Below are 24,623 nucleotides of genomic sequence, written 5' to 3' on the forward strand. Positions count from 1 at the left end.
TATTGAGGCATGCACCAAGGCGTTCGCGCGCGAATCCCACAGGAATAATTGGCCCGAAACAAACGTAGGAGCGAGCGCAGCTCGCGATTGCGCCGCGCGGGCGGCGCTCGCTCTAACAGGCGCTGCCTACCTTGTGGCAAACACCTGTCAGCCCTAAGGCGATCCCTGTGGGAGCTGGCTTGCCGGCGATGAGGCCGTTACTTACTGCGAGTAAGTGCGCAGGAAATTGCCGATCCGCCCAATCGCCGCTTCCAGGTCATCGACCCGCGGCAAGGTCACCACGCGGAAGTGGTCCGGCCACGGCCAGTTGAACGCGGTACCCTGAACGATCAGCAGCTTCTCCGACAGCAGCAGGTCAAGGGCGAACTTCTCGTCATTGAGGATCGGGCACACTTTCGGGTCGATCCGCGGGAACGCATACAGCGCACCCATCGGCTTCACGCAGCTTACCCCAGGGATGTCATTCAGCAGCTCGTAGGTGCGGTTGCGCTGCTCCAGCAGGCGCCCAGGTGGCAGCACCAGGTCATTGATGCTCTGGTAACCGCCCAGCGCGGTCTGGATGGCATGCTGCGCCGGCACGTTGGCACACAGGCGCATGTTGGCCAGCATGTCGATGCCTTCGATGTAGCTTTGCGCATGGTGCTTGGGCCCGGAAATGATCAGCCAGCCAGAGCGGAAGCCCGCCACCCGGTACGACTTGGACAGGCCGTTGAAGGTCAGGCACAGCAGGTCTGGCGCCAGCGAGGCGGTGCTGATGTGCACGGCTTCGTCGTACAGGATCTTGTCGTAGATCTCGTCGGAGAACACCACCAGGTTGTGCTGGCGGGCCAGCGCCAGCATGCCCAGCAGCAACTCCCTGGAATACACCGCGCCCGTCGGGTTGTTCGGGTTGATGATCACCAGGGCCTTGGTGTTCGGGGTGATCTTGGCCTTGATGTCCTCCAGGTCGGGGAACCAGTCGGCCTGCTCGTCGCACAGGTAGTGCACCGGCTTGCCGCCGGCCAGGCTCACGGCAGCGGTCCACAGTGGGTAATCGGGTGCCGGGATCAGCACCTCGTCACCGTTGTTGAGCAACGCCTGCATCGACATCACGATCAGCTCGGAGACACCGTTGCCGAGGTAGATGTCCTCGATGGTGACGCCTTCGATCTCTTTCTGCTGGCAGTACTGCATCACCGCCTTGCGTGCACTGAACAGGCCCTTGGAGTCGCTGTAGCCCTGCGCGGTGGGCAGGTTGCGGATCACATCCTGGAGAATTTCGTCGGGCGCCTCGAAGCCGAAGGGCGCTGGGTTGCCGATGTTCAGCTTGAGGATGCGGTGGCCTTCCTCTTCCAGGCGCTTGGCGTGCTTGAGCACTGGGCCGCGAATGTCATAGCAGACATTGGCGAGCTTGTTCGATTTGCTGAACTGCATGATGGGATCCCGATTGAGAATACGCGCTACGCCCCGCCGAAAGGTTTGAAAGGGCAGGAAGCGGGTGACAGACTGAACGCCTGGCACACGAAGCCACCTAATATACGTGCCGCCCGCGCCCTGGAAAAGACGGCGTGGGGTGAAATTCAGCCTGCCGAGGTTCCTGCATGAAAAAGATCGAGAAAACCCTGGAAGAATGGCGGTCGATGCTCGACCCCGAGCAGTACCAGGTTTGCCGCCTGAAGGGCACCGAACGGCCGTTCAGCGGCAAGTACAACAGCGAGCGCCGCGACGGCATTTACCATTGCATCTGCTGCAGCCTGCCGTTGTTCGACGCCCAGACCAAGTTCGATTCCGGCTGTGGCTGGCCGAGCTTCTACGCGCCGATCGAAGACAGCGCGATGATCGAGATCCGCGACACCTCCCATGGCATGATCCGTACCGAAGTCACCTGTGCCCGCTGCGATGCGCACCTGGGCCACGTGTTCCCCGACGGCCCGCCACCGACTGGCCTGCGCTACTGCATCAACTCGGTGTGCATCGACTTGCGCCCGCGCGACTGACCGGAGCCCGACCATGGCTGGATCGATACTGGACATTCCCTGCGTGACCCTGGGCGGCGAGCACAAGACCCTCGGCGACTACCCCGGCAAGGCGTTGCTGGTGGTCAATACCGCCAGCCAGTGCGGCTTTACCCCCCAGTACAAGGGGCTGGAGCAACTGTGGCAGGCCTACCGCGGGCGTGGCCTGGTAGTGCTGGGCTTTCCGTGCAACCAGTTCGGCCAGCAGGAGCCGGGCGAGGCGCGGGAAATTGCGCAGTTCTGCGAACGCAATTTCGGCGTGAGCTTCCCGCTGTTCCGCAAGGTGGACGTCAACGGCCCCGGCACCCACCCGTTGTATGTCGAACTGAAGCAGCGTGCCCCAGGCTTGCTTGGCTCGCAGAAGGTCAAGTGGAACTTCGCCAAGTTCCTGCTCGACCCGGCCAGTGGCCAGGTCACGCGTTATGCGCCTTTCACCAAGCCGCAGGCACTGGAAGCGGACATCGAGCGCCTGCTCAGCCGCTGAGCGGCACCCAGTGGTCGACCAGCGCCAGCAGCTCTTCGCGGCGGAACGGTTTGGCCAGGTAGTCGTTCATGCCCGCGGCCCGGCAGCGCTCGCGCTCTTCGGGCATGGCGTTGGCGGTGAGGGCGACGATGGGCAGGTACGGCCAGCGGCCGCTCTGGCGAATGCGCCGGCTGGCCTCGTAGCCGTCCATCACCGGCATGTTGCAGTCCATCAGCACCAGGTCGAAGGGTTGCCGTTCCAGCGCCGCCAGGGCCTCGGCGCCCTGGGTTGCCAGTTCGACCTGGCAACCGAGCTTGGCCAGCATCCCCTTGGCCACCAGCTGGTTCACCGGGTTGTCTTCTACCAACAAGATGCGCGCGCGGCCTTCGCCCTGGGTCACGGGCGGCGTGGCCAGCGGGTGTTCTGGCTCATGGCCTTGCAAGGTTCGGCGCAAGGTCTGATACAAGGCGTTGCGCGCCAGCGGGCGGGCCAGCTGGTGCAGCGGTGCCAAAGCCAGCGACTGCTCTTGGGAAAGGAAGTTGCCGTAGGCGGTAACCAGCAGGATCGGCGCTTGCAGGGCCGGGCGCAGTTCGAATAGATGGTCCACGTCATCGGTGATCAACAGGTCGAACGCGGTGGCCTGCAGGGCCATGCGGCTGTCGTGCCGCTGGTAGCTCAAGCCCCAGGCGGGCAACGCGCGCTGCAGGAGCTCGTGCAGCCCGCTGCCCGCCGCACTGAGGGCGGCCACGCGGCCTTGCAGGGGCTGTGGCGGGATGGCTTCAGTGTGCGCAGCCAGCGGCAGCTCGGCGGTGAAGCAACTGCCAAAGCCCGCTTCGGAGCTTATCTGCAGGTGCCCCTGCATGGCTTTGCACAGGTTGCGGGTCAGGGCCAGGCCAAGGCCGGTGCCGCCGTACTGGCGGGTGATGCCGGCGCCGGCCTGGGTGAAGGGCTGGAAGATGCGCACCTGGGCCTCTTCAGGGATGCCGATGCCCGTGTCACGCACTTGCAGGCGCACGCCGCCGGCAATGCGCTCAAGGCGTATATCGACGCGGCCGAAGCGGGTGAACTTCAAGGCATTGGACAGCAGGTTGCTGACGATCTGCCGCACCCGCGTGGGGTCGCCCAGCACGCTGCTGGGGAAGTCGCCGGCGATCAGGCAGGTCAGTTCCACGCTCTGTGCGGTGTTCTGCGACAGCAGGTTGGCGGTGTCTTCGACCATCGAGCCCATGTCGAAGGCAATGCGCTCCAGTTCCAGCTGGCCGGCGTCGAACTTGGACAGGTCGAGAATATCGTTCAGCAGTTCGACCAGTACCTTGCCCGAGTCGTGGGCAATCGCCAGCTGCTGGCGTTGCTCGCTGGGCAACGGGTTATCCAGCGCCAGGGCGATCATGCCGAGCATGCCGTTGAGCGGGGTGCGGATTTCGTGGCTCATGTTGGCAAGAAAGGCGGCGCGGGCCTGGGCCATGTCCAGCGCCCGCCGGCGGGCCTGTTCCAGCTCCTGGTTGGTCAGGCTCAGGCTGCTGTTGCTGGCCTTCAGCTCGTTGGTGCGTGCCGAGACGATGTCTTCCAGCTCGTTGAGGTACTGGGTCAGGCGGTTTTCCGCGGTGCGCCGCTGCTCGATTTCGGTGGCCATGCTGACGAACTGCTGGTTGGCGACTTTCACCAGCACGCCGATTTCATCAAGTTCGTGGCCGTGCGGGCATTCCAGGCGGGTTTGCCGGGGTTTGCGCGGGTCGCTGCCGCTGAGCGCACTGATCACGGTGACCAGTGGCTTGGTCAGCATCAGGTAGAACAGTGCCAGCAGCAGGCCTGTCAGCACCAGGCTGCGGGCAAAACCGTTGAGCAGGGTAATGCCGGCACGGTCGAGAAAGCGGCTGCCGAAGGCGAAGGTGTCGACGTCCAGGTACAGGGTGCCAAGGTATTCCTCGGGCATATGGGTAAGGTACAGGCTTTCACTCAACTGGCGCTGTTCGCCGAACAGGAAGTCGCTCAGCGGCCGCAGACGGTCTTGCAGGCGTGGGCGCTCGACATCGGCCAGGACCGTCTGGTTGTTGTCGATCAGCCGTGCGCGGATCACCGCCGGCGACTGTAGCAGGCCGCGGGTCAGTTCCAGGGCCAGTTCCGAGTCGATGTTGTAGGCGATACGCGAGGCCGGGTTGTGGCTGATTTGCAGCAAGGCCCGCACTTCACGGTTGATGGATGCGTCTACGCTGGCATAATCGATGCCGATCTGGATGAGACTGAGCAATGTTCCCAGGATGAAGCCGACCAGGACTGTCAACCGGGCTTGCTTGTATGACAGGCGATTGGTGAACTTGATATCCATGAGTTCCGAGCTGGTTTCCCATTCCTTGCGCTGCGCAAGCATAGCCGATCATCCCCGGCTGCTGGTGGGTCTGTCTGTTCATTTCAGTTGATCGCCAAGCGTGGGCCGCTTTGCGCCCCTTCGCGGGCCCCCAGGCCTAACACAATCCCTGTAGGAGCGGGCAAGCCCGCGAAGGGGCGCGCAGCGGCCCCAAAAAACTGAAATTGCTAGGAGTCGTCATGGACGCTCGCTTGATCGCTTTCCTGGACCGCGCCGAATCGGTACTGACGCGCCTCGAACCCCTGCTGCCGGCCCCGCGCCCGCACATCGACTGGGCCACCACCCTGGCTGCCCGCTGGCAGCGCGATGGCCGCAGCGGCTACCTGCTGCCATTGGAAGTCAGCCTGGACATCCGCCTGACCGACCTGATCGGCGTCGACAAACAGCGTGACCAGCTGGGCCGCAACACGCACCAGTTCATCAAAGGCATGCCCGCCAACCACGCCTTGCTGTGGGGTTCGCGCGGCACCGGCAAGTCGTCGCTGGTGCGTGCGCTGCTGGCCGAGCACGCCAGCGCCGGTTTGCGCCTGATCGAAATCGAACGCGACCACCTGGCCGACCTGCCGCGCGTGGTCGAGCAACTGCAGAAGCTGCCGCAGCGCTTCATCCTGTTCTGCGACGACTTGTCGTTCGAGGCCGGGGAGGGCGACTACCGGGTGCTCAAGAGCGTGCTCGATGGCTCGCTGGAGCAGGCACCGGACAATGTCCTGCTGTACGCCACTTCCAACCGCCGCCACCTTGTGCCGGAAAAGGAGAGCGACAACGAAAACTGGAAAAGGGTCGACGGCGAGCTGCACCCCAGTGAAGCGGTGGAGGACAAGATCGCGCTGTCCGACCGCTTTGGCCTGTGGCTGTCGTTCTACCCGTTCACCCAGGCGCACTTCCTTGACGTGGTCGAGCACTGGATCGGCCAGCTGGCGGCCCCGGCCGGACTGGCCTGGCAGCGTGACGAAGCGCTGGAAATTCTCGCCGTGCGCTGGGCTACCGGCCGCGGTAACCGTAATGGCCGTTGTGCCTATCAGTTCGCTCGCTACTGGGTCGGGCTGCAATTGCTGGAGCAAAAGTAAATGATCGACCTCAATGCCAGTGGCGTCGGCCTCGACGGCTACCACCTGCTGGCGGCGCAAGTGCAGGCGCTGTTTGCCGACGAACGTGATTTCATTGCCAATGCCGCGCAGTTTTCGGCATTTCTCTACCACCAGGTAGGCGATCTGAACTGGGCGGGCTTCTACCTCAACCGTAACGGGCAACTGGTGCTGGGCCCGTTCCAGGGCCAGGTGGCGTGCGTGCGCATTCCGTTCGGCAAAGGCGTGTGCGGCGCGGCGGCTGCCACCGGCAAGACCCAGCGGGTCGAGGACGTGCATGCGTTCCCGGGGCACATTGCCTGCGACAGTGCGTCGAACAGCGAGCTGGTGATACCGCTGGTGAAGGAGGGCAGGCTGATTGGTGTGCTGGACCTGGACAGCCCGAGGCTGGCGCGATTCAGCGAGGCGGACCAGGTGGGGCTGGAGCGCCTGGCGGCTATCTTCTTGGAGCTGACTGACTGCTGATTGTTGTGTTGCCTGGGCTGGCCCTATCGCCGGCAAGCCAGCTCCCACAAGGTAACCGCAGGCTCGAAGACCTGTGCAGTAACCTGTGGGAGCTGGCTTGCCGGCGATAGGGCCATCAAATCCACAACAAATTCCGGATCAGTCGTACATCACCTTCTTCTTCCAGGTCTCGTCCTCATCGGTCTTGAGGCCCTGAGTCAGTTCGTTGTGTTCGTCCTCAGCCGGTTCCATCTGGTCCAGCACCTGGGCGTTGGCCCGGCCCAGCAGTTTCTCCAGGTACGTCAGCTGCTCTTCATACACCTTCGGCTCCGGCTGCTTGCGCAGGTACTGCACCCCCCGTTCGAATGCCAGGCGGGCTTGGCCTGGCTGGCCTTTCTGCAGGGCCTGCTGGCCGAGGTTGTTGAAGAACTCGATATGCAGCAGCACCAGGATGTGGCGGATCTCCTTGACCCAGTGCTTGGCCTCCGGCGCAGGCAGGAAGCCCTCTTGCGCGGCGCGGGTCACCTGGTTGTGCAGTGCTTCCAGCAAGAAGCGCACATCCTTGGCCTTGACCTCGGTCTGGATCGGGTTGGGCGGGTTGTTCACCGGGATCTTTTCACCCAGGGCGATCAGCCCTTCCAGTTCGGCCATGCGTGCCTTCACCTGGGCATTGTGCTTGTCCACCGCCAGCTGGCGCTGGTTGAGGTTGAGCTCCAGGCGGGTCAGCAGCAGCTTCAGCGCCGGGGTCATGAACTGGCCTGGGAAGGTCTCGGTGATTTCGCCGCAGCGGCGCAGGCGGTCGGCCAGTTCGATCTTCAGGCGGGCGCGCTCCAGCTTGCCGTTCTCGACCACATTGTTGAGGTAGCCGATCACGATCAGCAACGCGATACCCGCTACGATGAGCAGGGTGATCAGAAGTGGTGTCACCGTTAATGCCTCATTGAAGAAGAATTACAGCGTTGAGTGTAGTGAGTTTGCCTCGGAGCGAATAGCGGCACAGGCAAACCCGTTCTCTATATCGACAAGCCAGCCCGCATCTGCACCCCGACCCACCCGGAAGTCATTGATTTAAATAAATTTCTACAAAGGGGTTGACGCCTGTATCAAGCATCCATAGAATGCGCGCCACTTGCAGCGTAAAGCACACAGCGAAACGCGGCAGGGAGTGAAAGCAGGCAGCGATGCCAGCAGCGTGTCCCCTTCGTCTAGTGGCCTAGGACACCGCCCTTTCACGGCGGTAACAGGGGTTCGAGTCCCCTAGGGGACGCCAAATTGCGGGAATAGCTCAGTTGGTAGAGCACGACCTTGCCAAGGTCGGGGTCGCGAGTTCGAGTCTCGTTTCCCGCTCCAGTTTCTCCGGCAACGCCTGATGGCGGGGCAGGAAAAGAAAATCCAGGCTGAATCGTGAGGTTCTGTTCTGGTGCACTGAAAAGTGTCGTGTGTCCCCTTCGTCTAGTGGCCTAGGACACCGCCCTTTCACGGCGGTAACAGGGGTTCGAGTCCCCTAGGGGACGCCATTTGCGGGAATAGCTCAGTTGGTAGAGCACGACCTTGCCAAGGTCGGGGTCGCGAGTTCGAGTCTCGTTTCCCGCTCCAGTCTTCCAAGGCTGTGGCGTTCAGCAAAACGGTACGGTCTGCTTCAAATATGCGGGAATAGCTCAGTTGGTAGAGCACGACCTTGCCAAGGTCGGGGTCGCGAGTTCGAGTCTCGTTTCCCGCTCCAAATCAAGAATGCCACTCTTTCGAGTGGCATTCTTCGTTGTGCCTGGGTGAAAAACAGGCGCATCGCTACTGATAAAACTGTCAGTACCCCCCTCTTTGCTCCCATGCGAACCTGCTCCGGTCACTCTGACAGCAGGGCATGACTCCCTGCGCACCTATCATCAGGAGGTCTGGCATGGCCAGCAAGAGCGAACTTATCGACTGGATGGCGATGGAAAGTCGGTTACTCAAGTGGGGAATGATCGCAGCATTCGATCGCGCGACGCTCAACCGTTTTTTGCTCCAGGAATACATCCGTCGTTTTTCCGATGAATCTTACTTTCCACCGATCTGTGGGATGGTCTCTTCGGCCAGTAACGACTGGCAGTACCGATTTGAAGGTTTCGTGCTCGACACCCCGAGAGTCTCGTTCGAAACGGCAGCCCTGGACAACTCCAAGGCTGACATGACCCTGCGAGTTATCGGCGGTAACTTACTGAGTAAAAAGAAAATCAACGGCCAGTGGCAGGTTCGGGAGATCGAATGGATCGACCCGCTTCAGGGGCCGGTGCTGAAGCTGCACCTGAAGTTGTCGGATGTTCCTGGGCTTGTCAGTGATGGCGGCGAGTTGCTGTTGGACCTGAAGCACAGCAGTGATTTCACGTTGACGTTCACCGACGAGTCTTATGAGAACTCGCTGGGGGGACTTGTCTTCAAGGAGCTGTTCGAGTCTTTACCCGACGCGCAACGGCGTTTTCTGCTGGGGCGCATACAGCGGGGTGAGCACGAGCTGATGCATCCACAGTCGTTCATCATGCGTACACAGTCTGCGGGGGAGGGCAGCGAAGGGGGTGTGCTCGGCTTGGTCAGGATGGAGAACGCCCGTTATAACGGCGACGAGCCCACCCCAGGGTCTGACTTCCGGTATCTGGTAGCCGATGACCATACCGCGACGGTCATGATGGATACGCGATATTTCTCAATACCTGCATTGGCCCGTGAGCTCCCGCAAGTCATATCAGGCGGCACATCCAAGATAAACTATGGCAATCAAGGGTTTCCATCTGGGCTTGAGGTGAGCGGCGGTGTTCTACCCTTGGCTGAAACAAGTTACACCGTTCGGATGCCAGTTCCGGAAGAGTTTGGTTATCCGGATCGGTACGTCAACATCCGGTACGCAATCCACGATATAAGCGTGCCCGCTGATGGATTGAAATTCGAGGCTCGCGACGGCAGGGTCGACTGTTCATGGCCAGTCAAGCAGATTTTTAACGTGCTTATCATGGGATTTGATAATGCCTGGTTTATGATGATGTATACGTTGGCCGTTACATATGCTGCGGTGTCACGCCCTGATCTGATTGAACGATTCCTGACCCTCGTACCGGTGACCGTTGATACCACTGTAACTGGGTATTATAGCGGTCAAAAAAATTCCGCTAACCTCGTCTATACCTCTACCAGCCCTGTTTCTGGCGGTCTGCCACAAACGGTCCAAGGCCACCAGCGAGTCAGAACTCATGAACCGACTCCGCCTGATGAAGATTTAGATCGTTTCTGGGAGTTTCTTCTTACCGTTCACGATGCCATCGGTGGCTTGGTCCTGAAGGATGGTCTCATCCTGCATGAGATCGCCAAAAGCATCGAAAATGAAGCGTTGAATTTGCTCCCCATCGAGATCTCCATGAAAGAGCCCATCAGTTCTGTCCTGAAGCTGAATTTCGGGGAGGTGGTGCAGGTGTCCGACATCGTGGCTCCCTATGACGCGGTGGCATTCGGAGACATCAGTCCCGCGCGCACCCAGGTGCAGCTGAATACTTATGAGCATATCCTGGCTGCTGGAGAGTCTTATCAGTTCTCCACCGCTTCCGCGTTGGTTAGGTGGTCGGTAGAGGCAGTTCCCGGCATGGGGGAGCCGGGTTCAATCGATTCGCGTGGCCTCTATACCGCACCGGCGGCAGAACTTATAGAGGGGGCGTTCACGCGTGTACGCGTCACAGCCGCTACAACCGGTTCCCAGGCCACTGCGTTGCTGACGATCATGCGCAACGTCTTGCAAGTCAACCCCCAAGTGAAAGCAGCGAGTAACATGGAAGAAGTGGAGCTCTTGGCGAGCACGCTTTCGACCGGTGGCAAACTGAGCTGGTCGGTGACCGAGCACGCCATGGCAGGTTCCCTCGAGCCCGCCGCCGATGGCCTGTCCGCCACCTACAGGGCGTACGAGCCCAAAGATGGTGAAAAAATGCCGAGCTACGTTCTGGACGAGATCACGGTGAGTGATACCTCGGGTAATACCAGAGTTTGCCATCAGATCGCCATGCATCGTGAGCCGCTGCTCGAAGTGCAGATCCACGCCATGAATGAGGGCAGCGTTCAGCTCGAAAGCCGGTTCAATGGCGGTCCGATAACGGGTGGGCTGTGGGAGGTGATAGCGGGGCCCGGCGACGTGGATGCCACGGGGCGCTACACAGTCGATGAAACGCTCCCTGCGTCCAGATACGCGGTGGTCGGCTGCGCGGTGGATGGAGGTCCACTCGGCATCTTCGACGGCTTCATCATTCTGCCCCTGCCGTTGACGGAGCCACAGCGTGCCTTGCCTGGATCGGTCGAGGTCGTCGCAGGGCAGGGCGTGCGTAAAGTCCATTCGTTGTAAGTTCTCGCCAACCTCTGGGTGATGGCCGACCGGTCATCACCCAGGGCCGATCAGTCTACGAGCAACGGAAAGATGATCGGCATCGGCTGCCAGCTTTTCTGGCTGTCGAAACTGATCGATGCCTCAATGCGCAGGGTTTCGTCGCGCTTATAGAGCGCCAGTTTGTCCTTGTCGATCTCACCCAGTTCAATACGGCCTTGCGTGCTAACGACTGCCTTCTCGCCAACTTGGGTACGCAGATTCGAGCCATCGGCAGCGCTACGCCCGTACAGTTCGATCTTGATGAACTGGCTCGTTGCGATGAACGGCCAGATGGCCGAATGCAGGCTGGCCTTGCCAGTACCCAGGCGGGTGAGGTTGAGTATGCCGGCGTCGATCGCATCGCTCTGCGGCGTAGGCAGGTGGTCGACGTTGTCCACGGTCAGGGTGTGGGCCGGCGACTTCTCCGTTTCTCTCTCGGTGAGTTCATAGTACAGCTCTATCTGCTTGCCAATATGAATGGCTACGAACTCAGGGGGCACATGATAAAGGCGGGCATCGGGCTGCAGCGGCTGGGGCTTGTACGAACCTTCCTCGCCCGGCTTGCCCCAGAATACCTCGATGCTTTCGTTAGGGCCGATGTCGGCGCTGTCCGGTATCCGCACGGTGGCGCCCTGGGCCGCCATATTCGGGCGCAAGATGCTTCGGCTCGCCCCCCCTTCGGCTTCGACCAGCGTGGGGGCTGGCAGTACCCGGCCTCGGGGTGTGGCGCGGGCGTACAGCGATTTTGGTATGGAAAAGTGTTCCAGGTTACCGGCGCGGTCTTGAACCCCATACCAGGCCCAGCGCCCGCCCTCGCCGCTGTCGCGAATGTCGGTTCCGGAGATCCTGGCGCGCAGAGGCTGGCCTAGGTCTTGCGGGGTGAGGGTGTAACGGTCGACGACCGTGCTGGTTTTGGCGTCGGGCACCTCGCCCCAGTAAATCTTCACCACATCGCCCGGGGCGGCATCGTCGTAAGGCGCGATGCTGCCCAGCAGCAGGTCGTCATGGGCCTTGAGGTAGCGGTCACTGACGCCATCCTGGATCACTTCCTCCGGAAAGTGGATCGCGTTGTCTTGCGGCAACTCCGGTGGTGCCAGGTCGATGGTGATCGGCAGTGGCTCGCAATAAGCTGGGTTGCCGTCACCTAGCACTACTTCATAGAACACTTCATGTTCGCCATCCACCAGATGCTCGACAGGGACTTCGACGAACAGTTCTTCCTCCTCGATTGGTGCCTCCCAGGTTTTGGAGTGGACGCATTGCTTGTTCCAATACAGGTTCAGTGTTTCCGGGGCTGCAGGGGTTGGCCTGGAATTGAGCCACATGACCATTTCGACCCGCAGCGGCGCCGCCAGTGCGTTGACCGGTAACAGGTTGGGCTGACCCCCGGGAATGTTCGGCAACAGGGCCGGGATGTTGGGAAGAGGGAGTTGTGCGAGTGGCGTGGGGCGCATGGTGTTTCTCCTTGATGTTACGTGGGAGCCGTGACGCCCCCACGCGAATGCGTTACCAGCGATAGTTGACGCCCAGTGACATGCCCCAAGGCTTTTCCAGCTTGTCCCCGTTGCTGTAGTCGAACTCGGCGTGCACCTGCCAGCGCTCCGCCCAGCGAGCGGCCAGGCCTGCGCCCACTTCGCCACGGGTGCCGGCAAGGTCGTTGTGGAAGCGATTGTCGTTGACCTTTACATCGTTGCCGCGCGCGAATTCGTGCAGTGCGGCGACCTTGATATACGGCTGCAAAGTGCCGCCGCCTTCGAGGGCGATGTCACGCCCCAGCGCGCTGCCTACCTTGCCCTGCAACGAGCGGCTGCGCTGGCTGTCGGCGCGCATGCCGTTGTCGAGGGTGACTTCGCGGCCTTGCACGATCAGGCCGGCGACCTGCGCGTAGGGTTCGACGAACCAGCCATCACCCAGTTTCAGATGGCGACCGGCCTCAAGCGAAACACCTGCACCGGTGGTATCGAAGTCGCCCTTGGCTCGCTGGCCATCGCTCAGGCGTACCTCGGCCTGGTTACGGAAGCGGTTGAGTTTGCCGACCGCGTCGAAATAGTAACCGGACTGCGGGTCGACCCAGGTGGCATAAACACCCAGGTGGTAGCTGTCGACTTCGCCGGAAGCGCCGCGTGGCAGGTTCAGGTCGGATTTGCTGTAGCCCGCGGTAACGCCGGCCAGCCACTGCCCCTGGCCCAACGGCATGTCGGCACCGAACGAGATGCCTTGCTGGGTCTGCTGATACTGCGTCGTGGAACTGGACGACACGTTGTATTGGTTGCCATAGCTGCGCAGCCAGGTGCCGGCCGTATCGCCACCCCGGCGTACGTCGCCCATCCGGCTGCGCAAGGTGGCCAATTCGCCGTACCACACTGTCGGGGCGGTGTTGAACAGCCCCAGCAAGGTTTGGGTGCCTGGGCTGACGGTTCTTGTGCTGGTGTCGAGGAACCAGTCGTTGTCGCGCTGGACCAGGTCGTAGGAGTAAGCGCCCAGGTCGACCGGCCCGCCGACCAGCGAGAAACGTGCATCACCCGAGCCGGTATGCACCAGGTGCATCTGGCTCTCGGCTTGCGGCTCGGTACCGCTGCTGCTGACCAGCAAACCATGGTCACCGGTAGCCTGGCCGGTAATGTTGAGGTAGTCATGTTGCAAGGTGTTGAAGTCCACAGCCATGACGAAGGTGCCGTTACCCTCCAGGCTGTCGGCGGTAAGGGTATGGAATTGGCCGTCCGCTTCGCCGAAGCGGATGCTGCCACCGTTCATCGACAAGGCGCCGATCTGGCTGTCTTCGACCAGCGTCCAGCTGGCGAGGCTGTCGATGGCTACCCGTTCGATGTTATCCAGGCGCCCACGCAGGGTCGCTCGGTTTTCCAGGGTCAGGCTGGCGTGCCCGTCGGGCTGCGCGACGATGTCACCTACCAGGTCGCTGGCGTTGACGCGTACGTTGGCGGTGGCATTGTCGCCGATGTCGATCAGTGCTTGGCCAGCACCGGCGCTGAGGGTCGAACCATTGAGTATGGCGATTTGTGCATCGGCGGGCGCGCCACCCTGGCCCACGCGGATGGCCGGCCCGGCTTGGCCGCTTGCCTGACTGGCGTCCAGCACCACGGAATTGGACGTACCGGTTGGCGTCGAACGTATCAATATCCCTTCGTTGACGCCTGAAATCACGCTGCCTTGACTGGCGCGCAGCGTGCCGTCGAGCACCACCAGGCCTGACGATGTGGCCGCGGTTGCACTGACCTGGGTGCGCGTGAGTTCCAGGGTGCTGGCATTGACCGTGGCGCCGCGCAAGGCACCGGTGATCTGGCTGTCGAACACTTGCGCCTGGCTACCCTCATTCATCAGCAAGCCTTGGTTGCTCTGGCTGCTGATCTGCGAACGGTTGACCACCGCAGAAGCGCCCAGCAACCGCAGGCCCGCGGCATTGGCGGCGACGGTGCTGTCGTTGAGCGCTACGCGAGTACCTGGTTCGGCGATGATTTCGTTGGTGGTGGCACCGTTGGCGGTGAGGCTGCCATCGATCACTTGCCAGCTCTGGCGGGGGGTGCTGGCGTCGATGGCTTGGTCGTCGAAAACAGGGGCTGCATCGGTCACTGAGCTGAACGGTAGCAGGAGAAAGCCGCTCAGCCCCAGGAGTGGGGCCGTGCGGGTACGATGGATTCGCATGAGTTATTTCCCTCAGGTCTAGGACGCAACTAAAGGTCTACGAAAAGGAAAACTGTATTCAGATTGGTCTCTAGGTTATGTAGGAAAAGTCACCAGTTGCCTGAGTGGTCATCGCTCTCGCGGACAGGAGAGCGATTCCGGTCAGGCCCCAGAAGGTATTTCGCACGAGCCACCACCATTGAAAATACTCACCGATATCTCAGCGGATAAGGCATTGATCGTTTCCGCTCCGCCGCTGATTTCATAGTCGACCCGTCCGCGCCCCCTGTTGGCGCCATCGTAGATAGGGTAGATTTTTTCGTCGTAAGGTTTTATTTCCCATCTCCCGCCGGTAGTGGGCAGGTCGGTGCCGATGGTCAGGTTCTGGAACAACTCAGCCACTTGCGTATCACCGCTTTCCCCCTTCAGCGCGGTCCAGGTGATCTTCAGCACATGGCCGGCCGAGACGCCAAGGTTTGTCAGGTCCGGGATTGTGACGAGGAACGCGGGCTCTTTGCTCCCATCATTTGGGTCCCAGAGGGAATTGCAATTCAACACCTCCGTGCCATCAGCGCGCTTGAAGGTACGCTCGAACTTCACCGCAGGTGCCCGCAGCACCACGGCATTCGCGTTCACCAAGGTGGCGAGAGAGTGCTCTTCGTTGGTTTCTCCGGGGGCGGTGATGCCGTAGTGCACCGGCAATTGCGGATCGTTACGTGCGTTATAGATATATTCCCATGGGATTTCGGCCGTCAGTTCAGCGGGCTCCTCGGTGTCGATGGTCAGATCGGCTTCCGGAACGTGTTCGCCTTTCCAGTAGAATTGAATCCGCTCGCCGTCCTTGGCCCCTGTGTAGCGAATCAGGGTGATGAGGGCAGGCTGGTTTTCATCTTCACGCGTGAGCGTATTGGCCTGGTCGGATGTCTTGCCGCGAACCTCTAGCGTGGGCAGGTTGGCGTTTCCGCCTGGCCAGTCCGGATCCGGATCAGGGCGCACAGGGCCTATGACCGAAAAGTCGACATCAACCTCCGTGTCCAGTGTTCCCTGTGACATCGTTCCCCTGAACAGCTCATAGGAGACCCGCGTACTTTGGCGGTCGGGTGCGTCGGTGTACTCAGCCTTCAAGGCTGCGGCAGGCACGCGCACCTCGAGGGGGAAGTGCGGGCTGGAGCCGATCTGCTCCCTGGGAAGCGGGGTGTTGCCCCAGCTCACGATGAGGGTGTCCGTGCTTTTCCAGTTCTCGAAGGCGGGAATTTCCACCAGCACCCCAGTTCGGGCATCCTCCAGATCCACCAAATTGTCGGGAGCGGCCAGTGGCACCACCGGGTCGCCCATACCGCTGGGCAGGGTGCCGAGCGCGACGTCCAGGGCAGTGTAAGTGGAAATGCGGCTGGCATTGCCCGCGATGTCTATCAGTACGTAGACCACATAGCAGCCACCGTCGCCATAGGTGCGCACGTCATCTTCACTGATGGTGATCTGCCTGTTGGCAGGTACGTCGATGAGGAGGATTGGGTCAGGGAGATCGTCTGAGCTATCCGGGGGGAGCTCATTGAAATAATAGACGGCAACCTTGTCGTTGCTCTTGCTGTCCTCATACTCGGGTATGGTACCCGTCACACCTTGCGGGTTTTGTTTCAGGTAGGCATCGGTGATGGGGGCGGCGGGCAGGACCAGCTTTTCAGGATACTGGTGGCCCCAAGGCGGTGTGCGGTCCACGCGCAGTGGCCGGGGGGCGGAGTCGATCGAATTGCCGTCGGCGTTCATCTGTTTGTAAAAAAGATCGAAGGCCCCCTCTTGCTCTAGATGCGCCTGGTCCATTGGCACATTCAGTGGGAATGTTGTGCTCTCGTCGACCGGGATCGATTCGCTCACAGCAATGCTTTCGTTGCTGCCATGCCTCTTGATATACAGTTGTACGGTGTCACCTTCGGCGATATTCGGCCATTCTGGGATGCCTACATCGAGGTCTTGATCGATCAGTCTCACATCCAGAGTGCCGTCGCCAGGGTCGACAATTGCCGCGACGGTTGGCTCAGCGAGGGCGTTAAAGGGCAGGCTGGCCAGGCGCTTGATCCGTTGCGCCTGGTACTGACGGCGGGCTTCGTCGGCGAGCTGTCGGGTGGGGTGGCGTGAGTCTTTACTGTTCATCCGTAAACTCCTTTGCAGGGTGCGAAGCACACAGGTGTCAGGTGAATTCGGCTCCTGGCATGCCAGGGGGCGCTGACGTTACGTTAGCGCCCGTTCAGGCCATCGGACTACTGTTAAAAATGCTAGGCATGTCCCGACCTGAATAAGGTTTACTTCCTCATTCATCAGAGCTACTGCGAAGCAAACCAGATGACCTGGCGCAGGCGAGAAAGATGGTTGATGAGGCGGTGCAGATGTCCAACGCAGAGCAGCCTCACTCCGGAAATTCGGGATGGGAGGTGTAAACCTTATTCAGGACGGGACAGTGAAAACCAAAACGCCCGATGCGGTGCATCGGGCATTTTTAGGCCGATCGGCCTACGGGAACAGACCCCTACCGTAGTGAACTTGTTGCCACTTGTACCGAATTTCCGAGGCCCTTGATTTAGTCACCTCAATCCACCCTTTAGGGGAGTCGTACCAGATTTGCCCGTACGAGTAAGTAAGCGGGACTTTGTCGAACTGCGCGAGATGAACACTTGACAGGGAACTGGACCGTGACGTTCTTGCAATCGCGGAAGAAGTTGCTGGCGAGCTCGGTGGAATGGTATTTTCGAGCTGATTCATTTCCGCGACGGCTGCTATCGATGAAGTTCGGCTGCTTGCCCCACTTGTTTGCGCATTTAGGCTGGCAGGTGAGATATACGAGGCTCGTGTTGACGTTGAAGCGCGGGGCGAGGTGGGGAGCACGGCGTCGTCAATTACCGGAGAAGCGCCCGTCGTGGAGTTGCTTCTTGATATTGATGAGCTCGATGACCGCGCCGCCGGCGACCCAGACTGTCTCCTGAATGACCTGAAAAGACTGGCCATTTTTGTAAACGCCGTGTACATGAATGACAGGACCGTCATTGCTACGTTGATCCCGAAAGCGATCGCGTTCGCTTTCTCGTCCTGCTTGATGGTGGCGTAGATTTGCATACCATACGAGATGACGGCGCCGGCAGCGATGATGGTCAGCACCGTGGCCTTGGCGATCGTTCCCGCGGTGACGCTGGCGGCTGCTACCAGTGCACTGATCGAGCTCCCTGCGGTAAACACCGCTGCGAGGGTGGCAATCAGCCCGACGCCCAGCATCAACCATCCTTCCCAGTTCCCACCGCCGCCACCGTGGGTGGCCACCTCGTCCTCGACCGGGGAGCGCAGCCGGCCGGTGCTGCCCACACCCTCGTGCCCACTGGGATCGCGGAAATTCACCGGGTCGTTGCGGCAGTAGCTGTAGGGGTTGATATCGCCGCCATCGAACACAGTCAGGCTGTCGGGGCTATGGAAGCGCCGGATACGTTCGTTGTAGACCCGATAGCCCCGCCCGAGCAGGTACCAGCCCAGTGCAGTCGTGGCCAGCTCGCCGTTGAAACGCAACAGGCCTTTGGCGGCGGCCTGTTCGCTTTCCGGCAGGCTGCCGTAAGCGCCATAGCTGAGCTTGCGCAACTCGCCCAGGTGATACTCGGCGATCACGCTGTGGCTGGCGTTGGTCTGCAACAGCAGCGTCTGGCCAGGTTCGCCACACGCCTGCTGGGCCAACGGCCCTTCGCCGTTGTATAGCACTCGTTGCGCCTGCGCGTTACCTATGGCCAGGCTCAGCCGATACCCTTCGAAAAACACCTGTGTGGCTTGTTGACCGGTGGCCTGGACCGCATGAAGGTCACCGTTACCGTCATAATGGTATTTGGTGAGTACCTGGCTGGAGGCGTCGGTCACTGACAGCAAACGGCTCTGGGTATCGTAGCAAAGCCGCCGCCCGGCTTCGTCGTTGAGCAGGTTGCCGTTGGCGTCGTACTCGAATGGCGGTATGGGAAGGCCCGGCCGTGCGGGCAGATGCTGGATGCTGGCAAGCTTGCAGGGGTCGTCTTCCCGGGGGGTGTAGAGGGTACGGTATCTCGTTCCTTCGATGGTAGTCGTGACCATTTTGATATTGTCGAAACCGTCGTAGAGGAAGATCTCTTGACTGATCGGTCGGCCAAGTTCGTCCCGGGGTAATTCGCTGCCAGTGCAGCTGTAGGTGCTCAGGCGAGCTCGGCTGTCGTAGGCGAACGTTTCACCCAGCAGCAGCGTGCCCTCTTCGGTCAGCGTGCGGCTTTTCAGGCGTTCACCTGGGTACCAGGTCTGTTCCAGGGTTCGCGTTGGTTGGCCGGTGACCCTGGTGGTACGGCTGGTCTCGCGGTCGTGGTCATCGTAGCCATGGGTGGTGACCTGCTCACTGCCACTGGCCAGATCGGAAGTGGTGACGTGCTCGAGCCGGCCGAGGGTATCGTAACGGTAAGTGACCGTTACCTGTTCGCAGGTCATGCTGCTCACCCTTCCGGCGGCGTCATAGGTATAGCGTGTGGGGGTGCGCGTCTGGTCCTCGCGCAGGTGGATACGCCCGTGCAGCGATGGCTGGTAACGAGTGGTCCAGGTGACCTGGTCCTTGCCTGTCCACTGCTCGCGGATCAAATGGCCAAAGCTGTCGTACTCGTACTGGCGCTCGCCCTCTTCGCTGGTGGCGCGTTCCAGTTGGGCGTTGCGTGGGTCGTAGCCGTAGCTGCAGGTTTGGTCGGGGGCCACACTGGCGACCGGCGCGCCGGTCAGGTTGAGCAGGTAGCTCAGTTCGATCTTCGCGCCGGCAGGTGTGGTGTAGCTTGCCGGTCGGTTGCGTCCGCCTTGGTAGTGGTAACGATGGCTCTGTTTGCCCACGTCGGTACGCGTGCGGCGATGCAGGCTATCGAACGCTTGAGAACCCAGTATCGCACGTTGGTTACGGTCCCCCTCGGGTATCAGGGCAACCTCGGTGAGCAGCGCGGCTTCAGCGTGGGCGGCGTAGCCATGCTCGAGGACCGTCCTATCCGGCAGGCTGGTGCTGCTTAGCCGCCCTAGTGCATCATAGGTGAAGCTTTGGGTGTCGCCATGTTCATCGGTTTGGCGGTCGATGCGTCCAAGGCCATCGTAGGTGAAGTTACGTGTCCACAATAGTTTGCCGCTGGCGTCCAGCGTGCGCAGCTGGTCCGGGGCCTGGAACCTGTTCATCGAAGCTTCGGTCATTGCGTTGATGCGATCGCCGCTGCTGCGCCAACTGCGAATCACCATGCCTTCGCGGGTCGGCTTGGCTTGTTCGTGGTGAATGACGCCGTCGGGGGTCGTGGTGCGATGGCACTGCCCCCAGTCGTCGTATTCGAAGCGGGTGACAAGCGGCTGCGGATTGTTCTGGTACCAGTCATGCTCGGTGCGTTCGATGGTTTGACCTAGCGCGTCATAGCGTACTTCCAGGGTTTCGTGCAGGCGCTGGGGGACGTCTTTGTCGATGTGGTCTCGGGCCTCGCCGATCACTCGTCCGAACCCGTCGACATACGTGCGGGTGGTGACCCCGCCGACAGAAGTCGAGGATGTGCCAGGGGCCTCGCCCATATCCGTACAATGCAGATAGTACTGCCAGGTGTTCTCGGCACGGTGTTGCGGGTCCTCGGGGGCGAGAATCTCGCGTAGCGGGCGCCCAAGGGCATCGTACTCATAGAGTACTTGAACCCCTTCGGCGTCCTCGCGCAGTACCACGTCCCCGGTGAACGCCGACTCCTGAACCAGGCTCGTCGATACGCTGCCGTCCCACCCGCTGAAAGTTTCCTGAGTCTGTACCACCGGTACATTGGCCAGTGTCTGGTCGGCACCCAGCTGGCTGAATGCATGCGTCACCACGGTAGGCAGGAAGTCGCGGGTGGTCACTTTCATCACCACCCGCCCATGCAGGAACGGTATGTCGATATCGTTGACATAGGTGTACTCATGCCGGGTCAGCTCGACTTCCTGTTGATTGTCCAGCTGCAGCGTTCGCTCTTGCGTCACGGTATGCCAGTCGGCCAGGTCAGCTCGCTCAGGGTCTCTCAGTGCCGCCAGGGTCCTGTAGTCGAAACGCTTGACCAGCGTTGCGGCATTTCCTGGCCCGGCTACGGGTATCGTCACCTGTCGCTTCAGGTAGCTCACGAAACCTTCAGGATGGGGGGGGCAGACACCCTCTTCGCCGTCTTCGCCCTCGGCAGGATAGTACTCGCTGATTTCCTGCACCCCGTCGCGCCGAGTGAGGGTCCTGAGGTTCCCTTGGTGGTCGTACGTGCGGGATTCCTTCTCATGGTAAACCTCGCTCGAAGCGCTCGTCAGCCACCAGGAATATTGCGTTTCGATGGGCAATTGGCAGGTGGCCGGCTGCTGATCGAAGTCGGTATCGTCGTGCAGGTTGTAGCTGATGGTCTGGCGTGCCACCGCCTCGCCCTGGCTTGTTTGCTCCAGCACCAGCAGGTGGTAACGGTTGTAATGTCGGTTGATCGAGCGCAGCGCACGTGGCGAGCCGTTACCGTCGTTTGTCCAGTACGTCTCGATGGTGCCGTACCGATAGTCGCCTCTGTGCTGGTAGAGGTAGTCCAGGCCATCGTCGAGCCAGCTGTAGTTCAATTCATAGCCCAGGAAGTTGCGGGCGTCCGGACGCTGCGCATCCATGCAGTATTGGTAGCGGATGTCGACAGGGTCGCCGTCAGCGGTAGGGTGCCGCAGGTGCCGGGTGACCCTGGGTAATGTGGGCCGGTTGGCACTGGTGGGGAAATGATGCCCACCGTCGGCGTACTCCAGCCGTTCCACACCGCCCATGGGCGTACGCATTTCCACGACACACCACATGTCCCTGATTTTTCGGTAGTCGAAGGCCCAGGTAGCCTTCTCGTCAGTAGGTAGCTCGAAGCGTTCGAGCTTGCCTTCGGCATCGAGGTGCAGAGTGTAGGAGGGGCCTGGCTGGTCGCTGATGTCGGGGTTGAACGACAGGACCACGCTGTTGCGGCCTGGGGCCCGTTCTATCCGTAACAGCGTCTCGCCGTCGCTCTGATGAACGCGTGACAGGTAGGGATGGCCGCCGTAGGTGTCGTAGTCGAGGTTCAGCCGCTGGCCCTGTGGGGTACAGATTTGCACCGGCACGGCAGTACGGAATTCGCCGCTGCCGCGCTCTTCCAGGAACTCCACCTCACCGCTGCGGTGCACCAGGCGAAAAACCGCTGCGCTGTCGCGATAGAAGTGAAAACTTTCGAGCTTCTGCTGGCCCACGGTCATGCGCCCGAGCTGTGTCGGGTCGCTGATGATCTTGAAGTTTTCGCCGCTGTTGGTAGTGAGCAGCCCCTTGCTTTGGCGAAACTGCGACAGGGGTATATCCCAGCCCAGCCCGTAGCCAGCGTCAATGGGGGTCAAGGCATTGTAGGCGAGCGCGATGTCCAGCGCCGGCCCTCGCCGATCATGCGCTTGGACGGTAGGCAGTTTCAGGTTCACGGTGAACTGACCGGTGCGTGGGTCGACACTGGTTTGCAGTTGTTCGATGAAATTACTGGCATTGCTGCGCACTTTGGAATTGAGCGTCATTGTGCTGACCTCGTAACAGGGGTACTGGGTCAGGCACCGGTCACGGTAGAAGCCGGGCCTGTTTGTCGCAGACCTTAGCAGCGTGATCCAGGTGTGCCACCTAGCATATTTGCCAGTTTCCCCGTGGGTGGGGCAGGGGTAAAAAAGGTTCCATTGCGAGCTTCTGAGACCTCAGTAGCGCTCATCGATGGAGTTCCCCATGCCGTTTTTACCGATGCCTGATGTTCCGGCACTCGATGCCAACAACAGCCTCGATGCCGATGCATTGGGTGAAATGCTCGACACACTGATCTGCTATCCGGGCATTGTCGAAGGTGACAAGCTCGATATCGATCTTCGCGGCTGTGCAGCCGACGGCAGCCCTTCGGATCACCTTCAAGTGCAATTGGCTGTAGATGAGTTGGATGACCAAGGGTGCTATCACTGCCTCATCCCGGCAGGGAGGTTCAGTGGCCTGAAAGGCGGGTGGGTGTTCTACGCTTACGCTGCGTATACCCGGGTAGGCACCCCGCGCGAAACCTGTGAAGCGTCATTGCGGCGGTTTTTCTATGTCAACCGTGAATTACCGGCACAGGGCGGCATACCGGTAGCGCAGCTCATGGAGTCGCATGACTTGACCGTGGTGGTCGATGATCTGGGCGGCCAGGATGCGCACCTTCTGCTGTTGCCCTATCAGGCAATGAGTGAAGGGGACCAGCTCACGTGCTCGTGGTCGCTTGTCTTCCCCGACAATGATTCAGAAGTCCAGAAAGGGACCATTGGCCACACGGTGGGGCCTGACGACATAGACCGTGTAGTCAGCTTGCTATTCCCCCATTCGATCCTCGCGACCGGGATCGGCCTGGCCTTGAAGGTTTGCTACCGCATCGCTTATGTGGGGAACAATCGCTTCAGCGATTCGCCCATGCAAACGCTGCTAGTAGAGAGCAGCGACCCTGGCCTGCCGGACTTGCTGCCCCCGCCACGGGTGCGCGACGTTCCCCCTGGTGCCGACGGCACGGTGATCATCGACCCCGATGCTTACCCTGAAGGTATCACCCTCGAGTTCGCAGCCTATGATGGCATGTCCGACAGAGATGGCGTGGTTCTGCTTCTGCAGTACGCCTCGGGGACCAGCGAGGCGCTCGGCATGCGGCTGGACCTTACGTCAGTGGACAGCCAGTTCTTTGCATTCAGTCTCGATGGGCAGTGGGTGCGTGACCATCGTGGCGACAAGGTGGTGCTCTCATACCAGTGCGCACGGGGTGGCTACGATAGCCGCTCGCAGGGCCTGATCATCGACATCAGGACCCAACTGAAATTGCCCACTCCAAGCGTGGAAGACGCCGTGCCTGGCGACGACGGCGGAGAGTACGACGGCTCTATCGACGGCTGGAATTCGCTGAATTTCGGTTCGGCCATCTTGATACCTGACCTTTCAGACCTGCCGGTCGGAGCCGAGCTCAGTGCTCACTGGCGGGGGTTCACCGAGGCGGGTTCGCGAAGCTTTCTGCTAGCGAGAGGCCAGAGGCGCTGCCCTGTCCCAGCCGACCTGATACTGCCGAATCTTGACCGGGTCGTAGAGGTTTCCTGCTCGGTCAGCTTGGGGGGGGAACACCTGGGCAGTTCCGACGCCTATCGGCTTCACGTTGCTGACACCGTCAAAGAGCGCCTCCCAAGCATCCAGTGCCAACCGGTCGAGAACGGCATTGTGTCGCTGGCGAAGGTGCCGGACAAGGGGCTGGAGCTAAGTGTTCCCTACTGGAAAGGCATGGCTGTCGATCAACTGGTCACCCTTGAAGTTCACGGACTCGTCGGTAGCGCCTCCAAAACCTTCTACCCGCGCTGCAAGGTGGCCGTCAGCGACGAGGAGGAAATGGCTGGGGAAATCGTTGCCCAGTTCGAAAAGGCCCAACTGAGTGAGTTGGCATTGAACCAGAGTTTCCAGGTTCGGGGCAGTGTGAGCTTCGACGAGGGCGCTTCTTTCAAACCGTTCAAAGCGCTAGCCCTGACCCTGATGTCGTAGCGGCTTCGATATGGCAGGCAGGGTGTCGTCCCTGATCGCCATCAGATCCATAACCAAGTAAGAGGACTATCTGCATGTCCGTACATACCGTAGAGGCAATATTAGAGTGGATGGGCCGTTATCCAGACTTGGCCAAGTGGGATTTCGTCCATGCCCTGGACGTCCGGGGGCTCAACGATTCGATGCACCAGGGGTATCTGTTGCGTTGGCGCGAAGGGAATGCCATCGACGAGATCAACGGCCAGTTCGACATCGAACATACCGATCTCTCATACAACTTGAATGATGTGCGCCTGGCGGCTCCACAGTTGGACCTGAGCATCGTTTCCGAAGCACGGCCAGTGGCGCGTGTGACGCTGCAGGTGGAAGGCACCGTGGTCATGCTGCAGCGCCTGCGCGGTATCCGTCAATTGGCCCATTACGATGCGCTGGACAGCCTGCGTTTGAGATCCGACCATACTTTGGTCGCTGCTGACGGCAGGCTTCAGCTCGACCTACCGAGCGGTGACGACTTTTTCATAGAAGGAATGGGCTCTTCGGTCGACGGTACGCTGGGGGGGGGTGTTTTTCCAGCGCCATTTCGCCCAGCTGAGCGATGCACAGCGTTACTTCCTGCTGGCCGGCATCCGCCCCTTGCCAGACAAGCCGTTGCGTGCTGGCAAGAATATGGTCGCCAGGCTGCAGCGCAGCGACGATGAG

The 24,623-nt window shown here is 60.7% G+C and carries 14 protein-coding genes and 5 tRNA genes; 12 read left to right on the forward strand and 7 right to left on the reverse strand.

Annotation, left to right across the window (positions count from 1 at the left end; genetic code table 11):
- Positions 1-201 precede the first annotated feature (201 nt).
- Positions 202-1,413 (reverse strand): pyridoxal phosphate-dependent aminotransferase, encoded by a 1,212-nt coding sequence (locus DMX12_RS24820; protein WP_009682838.1) that lies wholly within the window; start codon positions 1,411-1,413, stop codon positions 202-204.
- A gap of 167 nt (positions 1,414-1,580) precedes the next feature.
- Here DMX12_RS24820 and msrB point away from each other — a divergent pair, with 167 nt between their 5' ends.
- Together msrB and DMX12_RS24830 are read left to right on the forward strand one after the other, a co-directional pair.
- Positions 1,581-1,976: a peptide-methionine (R)-S-oxide reductase MsrB gene (gene msrB / locus DMX12_RS24825; protein ID WP_009682839.1), complete on the forward strand. Its 396-nt coding sequence runs from the start codon at positions 1,581-1,583 to the stop codon at positions 1,974-1,976.
- Between the two features lie 13 nt (positions 1,977-1,989).
- Positions 1,990-2,478, forward strand: coding sequence for a glutathione peroxidase (locus DMX12_RS24830; protein ID WP_110679716.1), 489 nt, complete (start codon positions 1,990-1,992; stop codon positions 2,476-2,478).
- Here DMX12_RS24830 and DMX12_RS24835 read toward each other — a convergent pair.
- Positions 2,468-4,825, reverse strand: coding sequence for an ATP-binding protein (locus DMX12_RS24835; protein WP_110679717.1), 2,358 nt, complete (start codon positions 4,823-4,825; stop codon positions 2,468-2,470). The genes DMX12_RS24830 and DMX12_RS24835 overlap by 11 nt on opposite strands.
- 176 nt (positions 4,826-5,001) lie before the next feature.
- On the opposite strand from DMX12_RS24835, the gene DMX12_RS24840 reads away from it, so the two are divergent.
- Together DMX12_RS24840 and DMX12_RS24845 are read left to right on the forward strand one after the other, a co-directional pair.
- Entirely contained in the window at positions 5,002-5,889 is an 888-nt protein-coding gene (locus DMX12_RS24840; RefSeq protein WP_110679718.1) for an ATP-binding protein, read from the forward strand.
- Positions 5,890-6,372, forward strand: coding sequence for a GAF domain-containing protein (locus tag DMX12_RS24845; protein WP_110679719.1), 483 nt, complete (start codon positions 5,890-5,892; stop codon positions 6,370-6,372).
- 138 nt (positions 6,373-6,510) lie between these two features.
- Here the strand turns inward: DMX12_RS24845 and DMX12_RS24850 are convergent, their stop codons facing one another.
- A complete protein-coding gene (locus DMX12_RS24850; protein ID WP_110679720.1) occupies positions 6,511-7,278 on the reverse strand; it encodes a hypothetical protein in 768 nt (255 codons plus the stop codon).
- 267 nt (positions 7,279-7,545) lie between these two features.
- On the opposite strand from DMX12_RS24850, the gene DMX12_RS24855 reads away from it, so the two are divergent.
- From DMX12_RS24855 to DMX12_RS24880, 6 genes are all read left to right on the forward strand, one after another.
- Positions 7,546-7,621: transfer RNA gene (locus DMX12_RS24855), tRNA-Glu, on the forward strand.
- Positions 7,622-7,625: 4 nt separating this feature from the next.
- Positions 7,626-7,701, forward strand: a tRNA-Gly gene (locus DMX12_RS24860).
- 91 nt (positions 7,702-7,792) lie between these two features.
- Positions 7,793-7,868, forward strand: a tRNA-Glu gene (locus tag DMX12_RS24865).
- Between the two features lie 3 nt (positions 7,869-7,871).
- Positions 7,872-7,947, forward strand: a tRNA-Gly gene (locus tag DMX12_RS24870).
- 51 nt (positions 7,948-7,998) lie between these two features.
- Positions 7,999-8,074 (forward strand) — tRNA-Gly (locus DMX12_RS24875).
- Positions 8,075-8,248: 174 nt separating this feature from the next.
- Positions 8,249-10,705 (forward strand): hypothetical protein, encoded by a 2,457-nt coding sequence (locus DMX12_RS24880; RefSeq protein WP_110679721.1) that lies wholly within the window; start codon positions 8,249-8,251, stop codon positions 10,703-10,705.
- Positions 10,706-10,755: 50 nt separating this feature from the next.
- Here the strand turns inward: DMX12_RS24880 and DMX12_RS24885 are convergent, their stop codons facing one another.
- From DMX12_RS24885 to DMX12_RS24900, 4 genes are all read right to left on the reverse strand, one after another.
- A complete protein-coding gene (locus tag DMX12_RS24885) occupies positions 10,756-12,180 on the reverse strand; it encodes a hypothetical protein (RefSeq protein ID WP_110679722.1) in 1,425 nt (474 codons plus the stop codon).
- 52 nt (positions 12,181-12,232) lie between these two features.
- Positions 12,233-14,386, reverse strand: coding sequence for an autotransporter outer membrane beta-barrel domain-containing protein (locus DMX12_RS24890; protein WP_110679723.1), 2,154 nt, complete (start codon positions 14,384-14,386; stop codon positions 12,233-12,235).
- Between the two features lie 141 nt (positions 14,387-14,527).
- Entirely contained in the window at positions 14,528-16,516 is a 1,989-nt protein-coding gene (locus DMX12_RS24895; RefSeq protein WP_110679724.1) for a hypothetical protein, read from the reverse strand.
- Between the two features lie 357 nt (positions 16,517-16,873).
- A complete protein-coding gene (locus DMX12_RS24900) occupies positions 16,874-21,919 on the reverse strand; it encodes an RHS repeat domain-containing protein (protein WP_110679725.1) in 5,046 nt (1,681 codons plus the stop codon).
- 199 nt (positions 21,920-22,118) lie between these two features.
- Between DMX12_RS24900 and DMX12_RS24905 the strand changes: the two genes are divergently transcribed.
- Entirely contained in the window at positions 22,119-23,924 is a 1,806-nt protein-coding gene (locus DMX12_RS24905; RefSeq protein WP_110679726.1) for a hypothetical protein, read from the forward strand.
- A 74-nt stretch (positions 23,925-23,998) separates the two neighbouring features.
- The gene (locus tag DMX12_RS29185; protein ID WP_146226863.1) at positions 23,999-24,622 is read left to right on the forward strand and encodes a hypothetical protein; all 624 of its coding nucleotides are present in this window, start codon (positions 23,999-24,001) and stop codon (positions 24,620-24,622) included.
- Position 24,623: the final 1 nt, after the last annotated feature.

Origin of the sequence: Pseudomonas sp. MB-090624, from assembly GCF_003205245.1 — a bacterium.
Classification (GTDB): domain Bacteria; phylum Pseudomonadota; class Gammaproteobacteria; order Pseudomonadales; family Pseudomonadaceae; genus Aquipseudomonas; species Aquipseudomonas juntendi.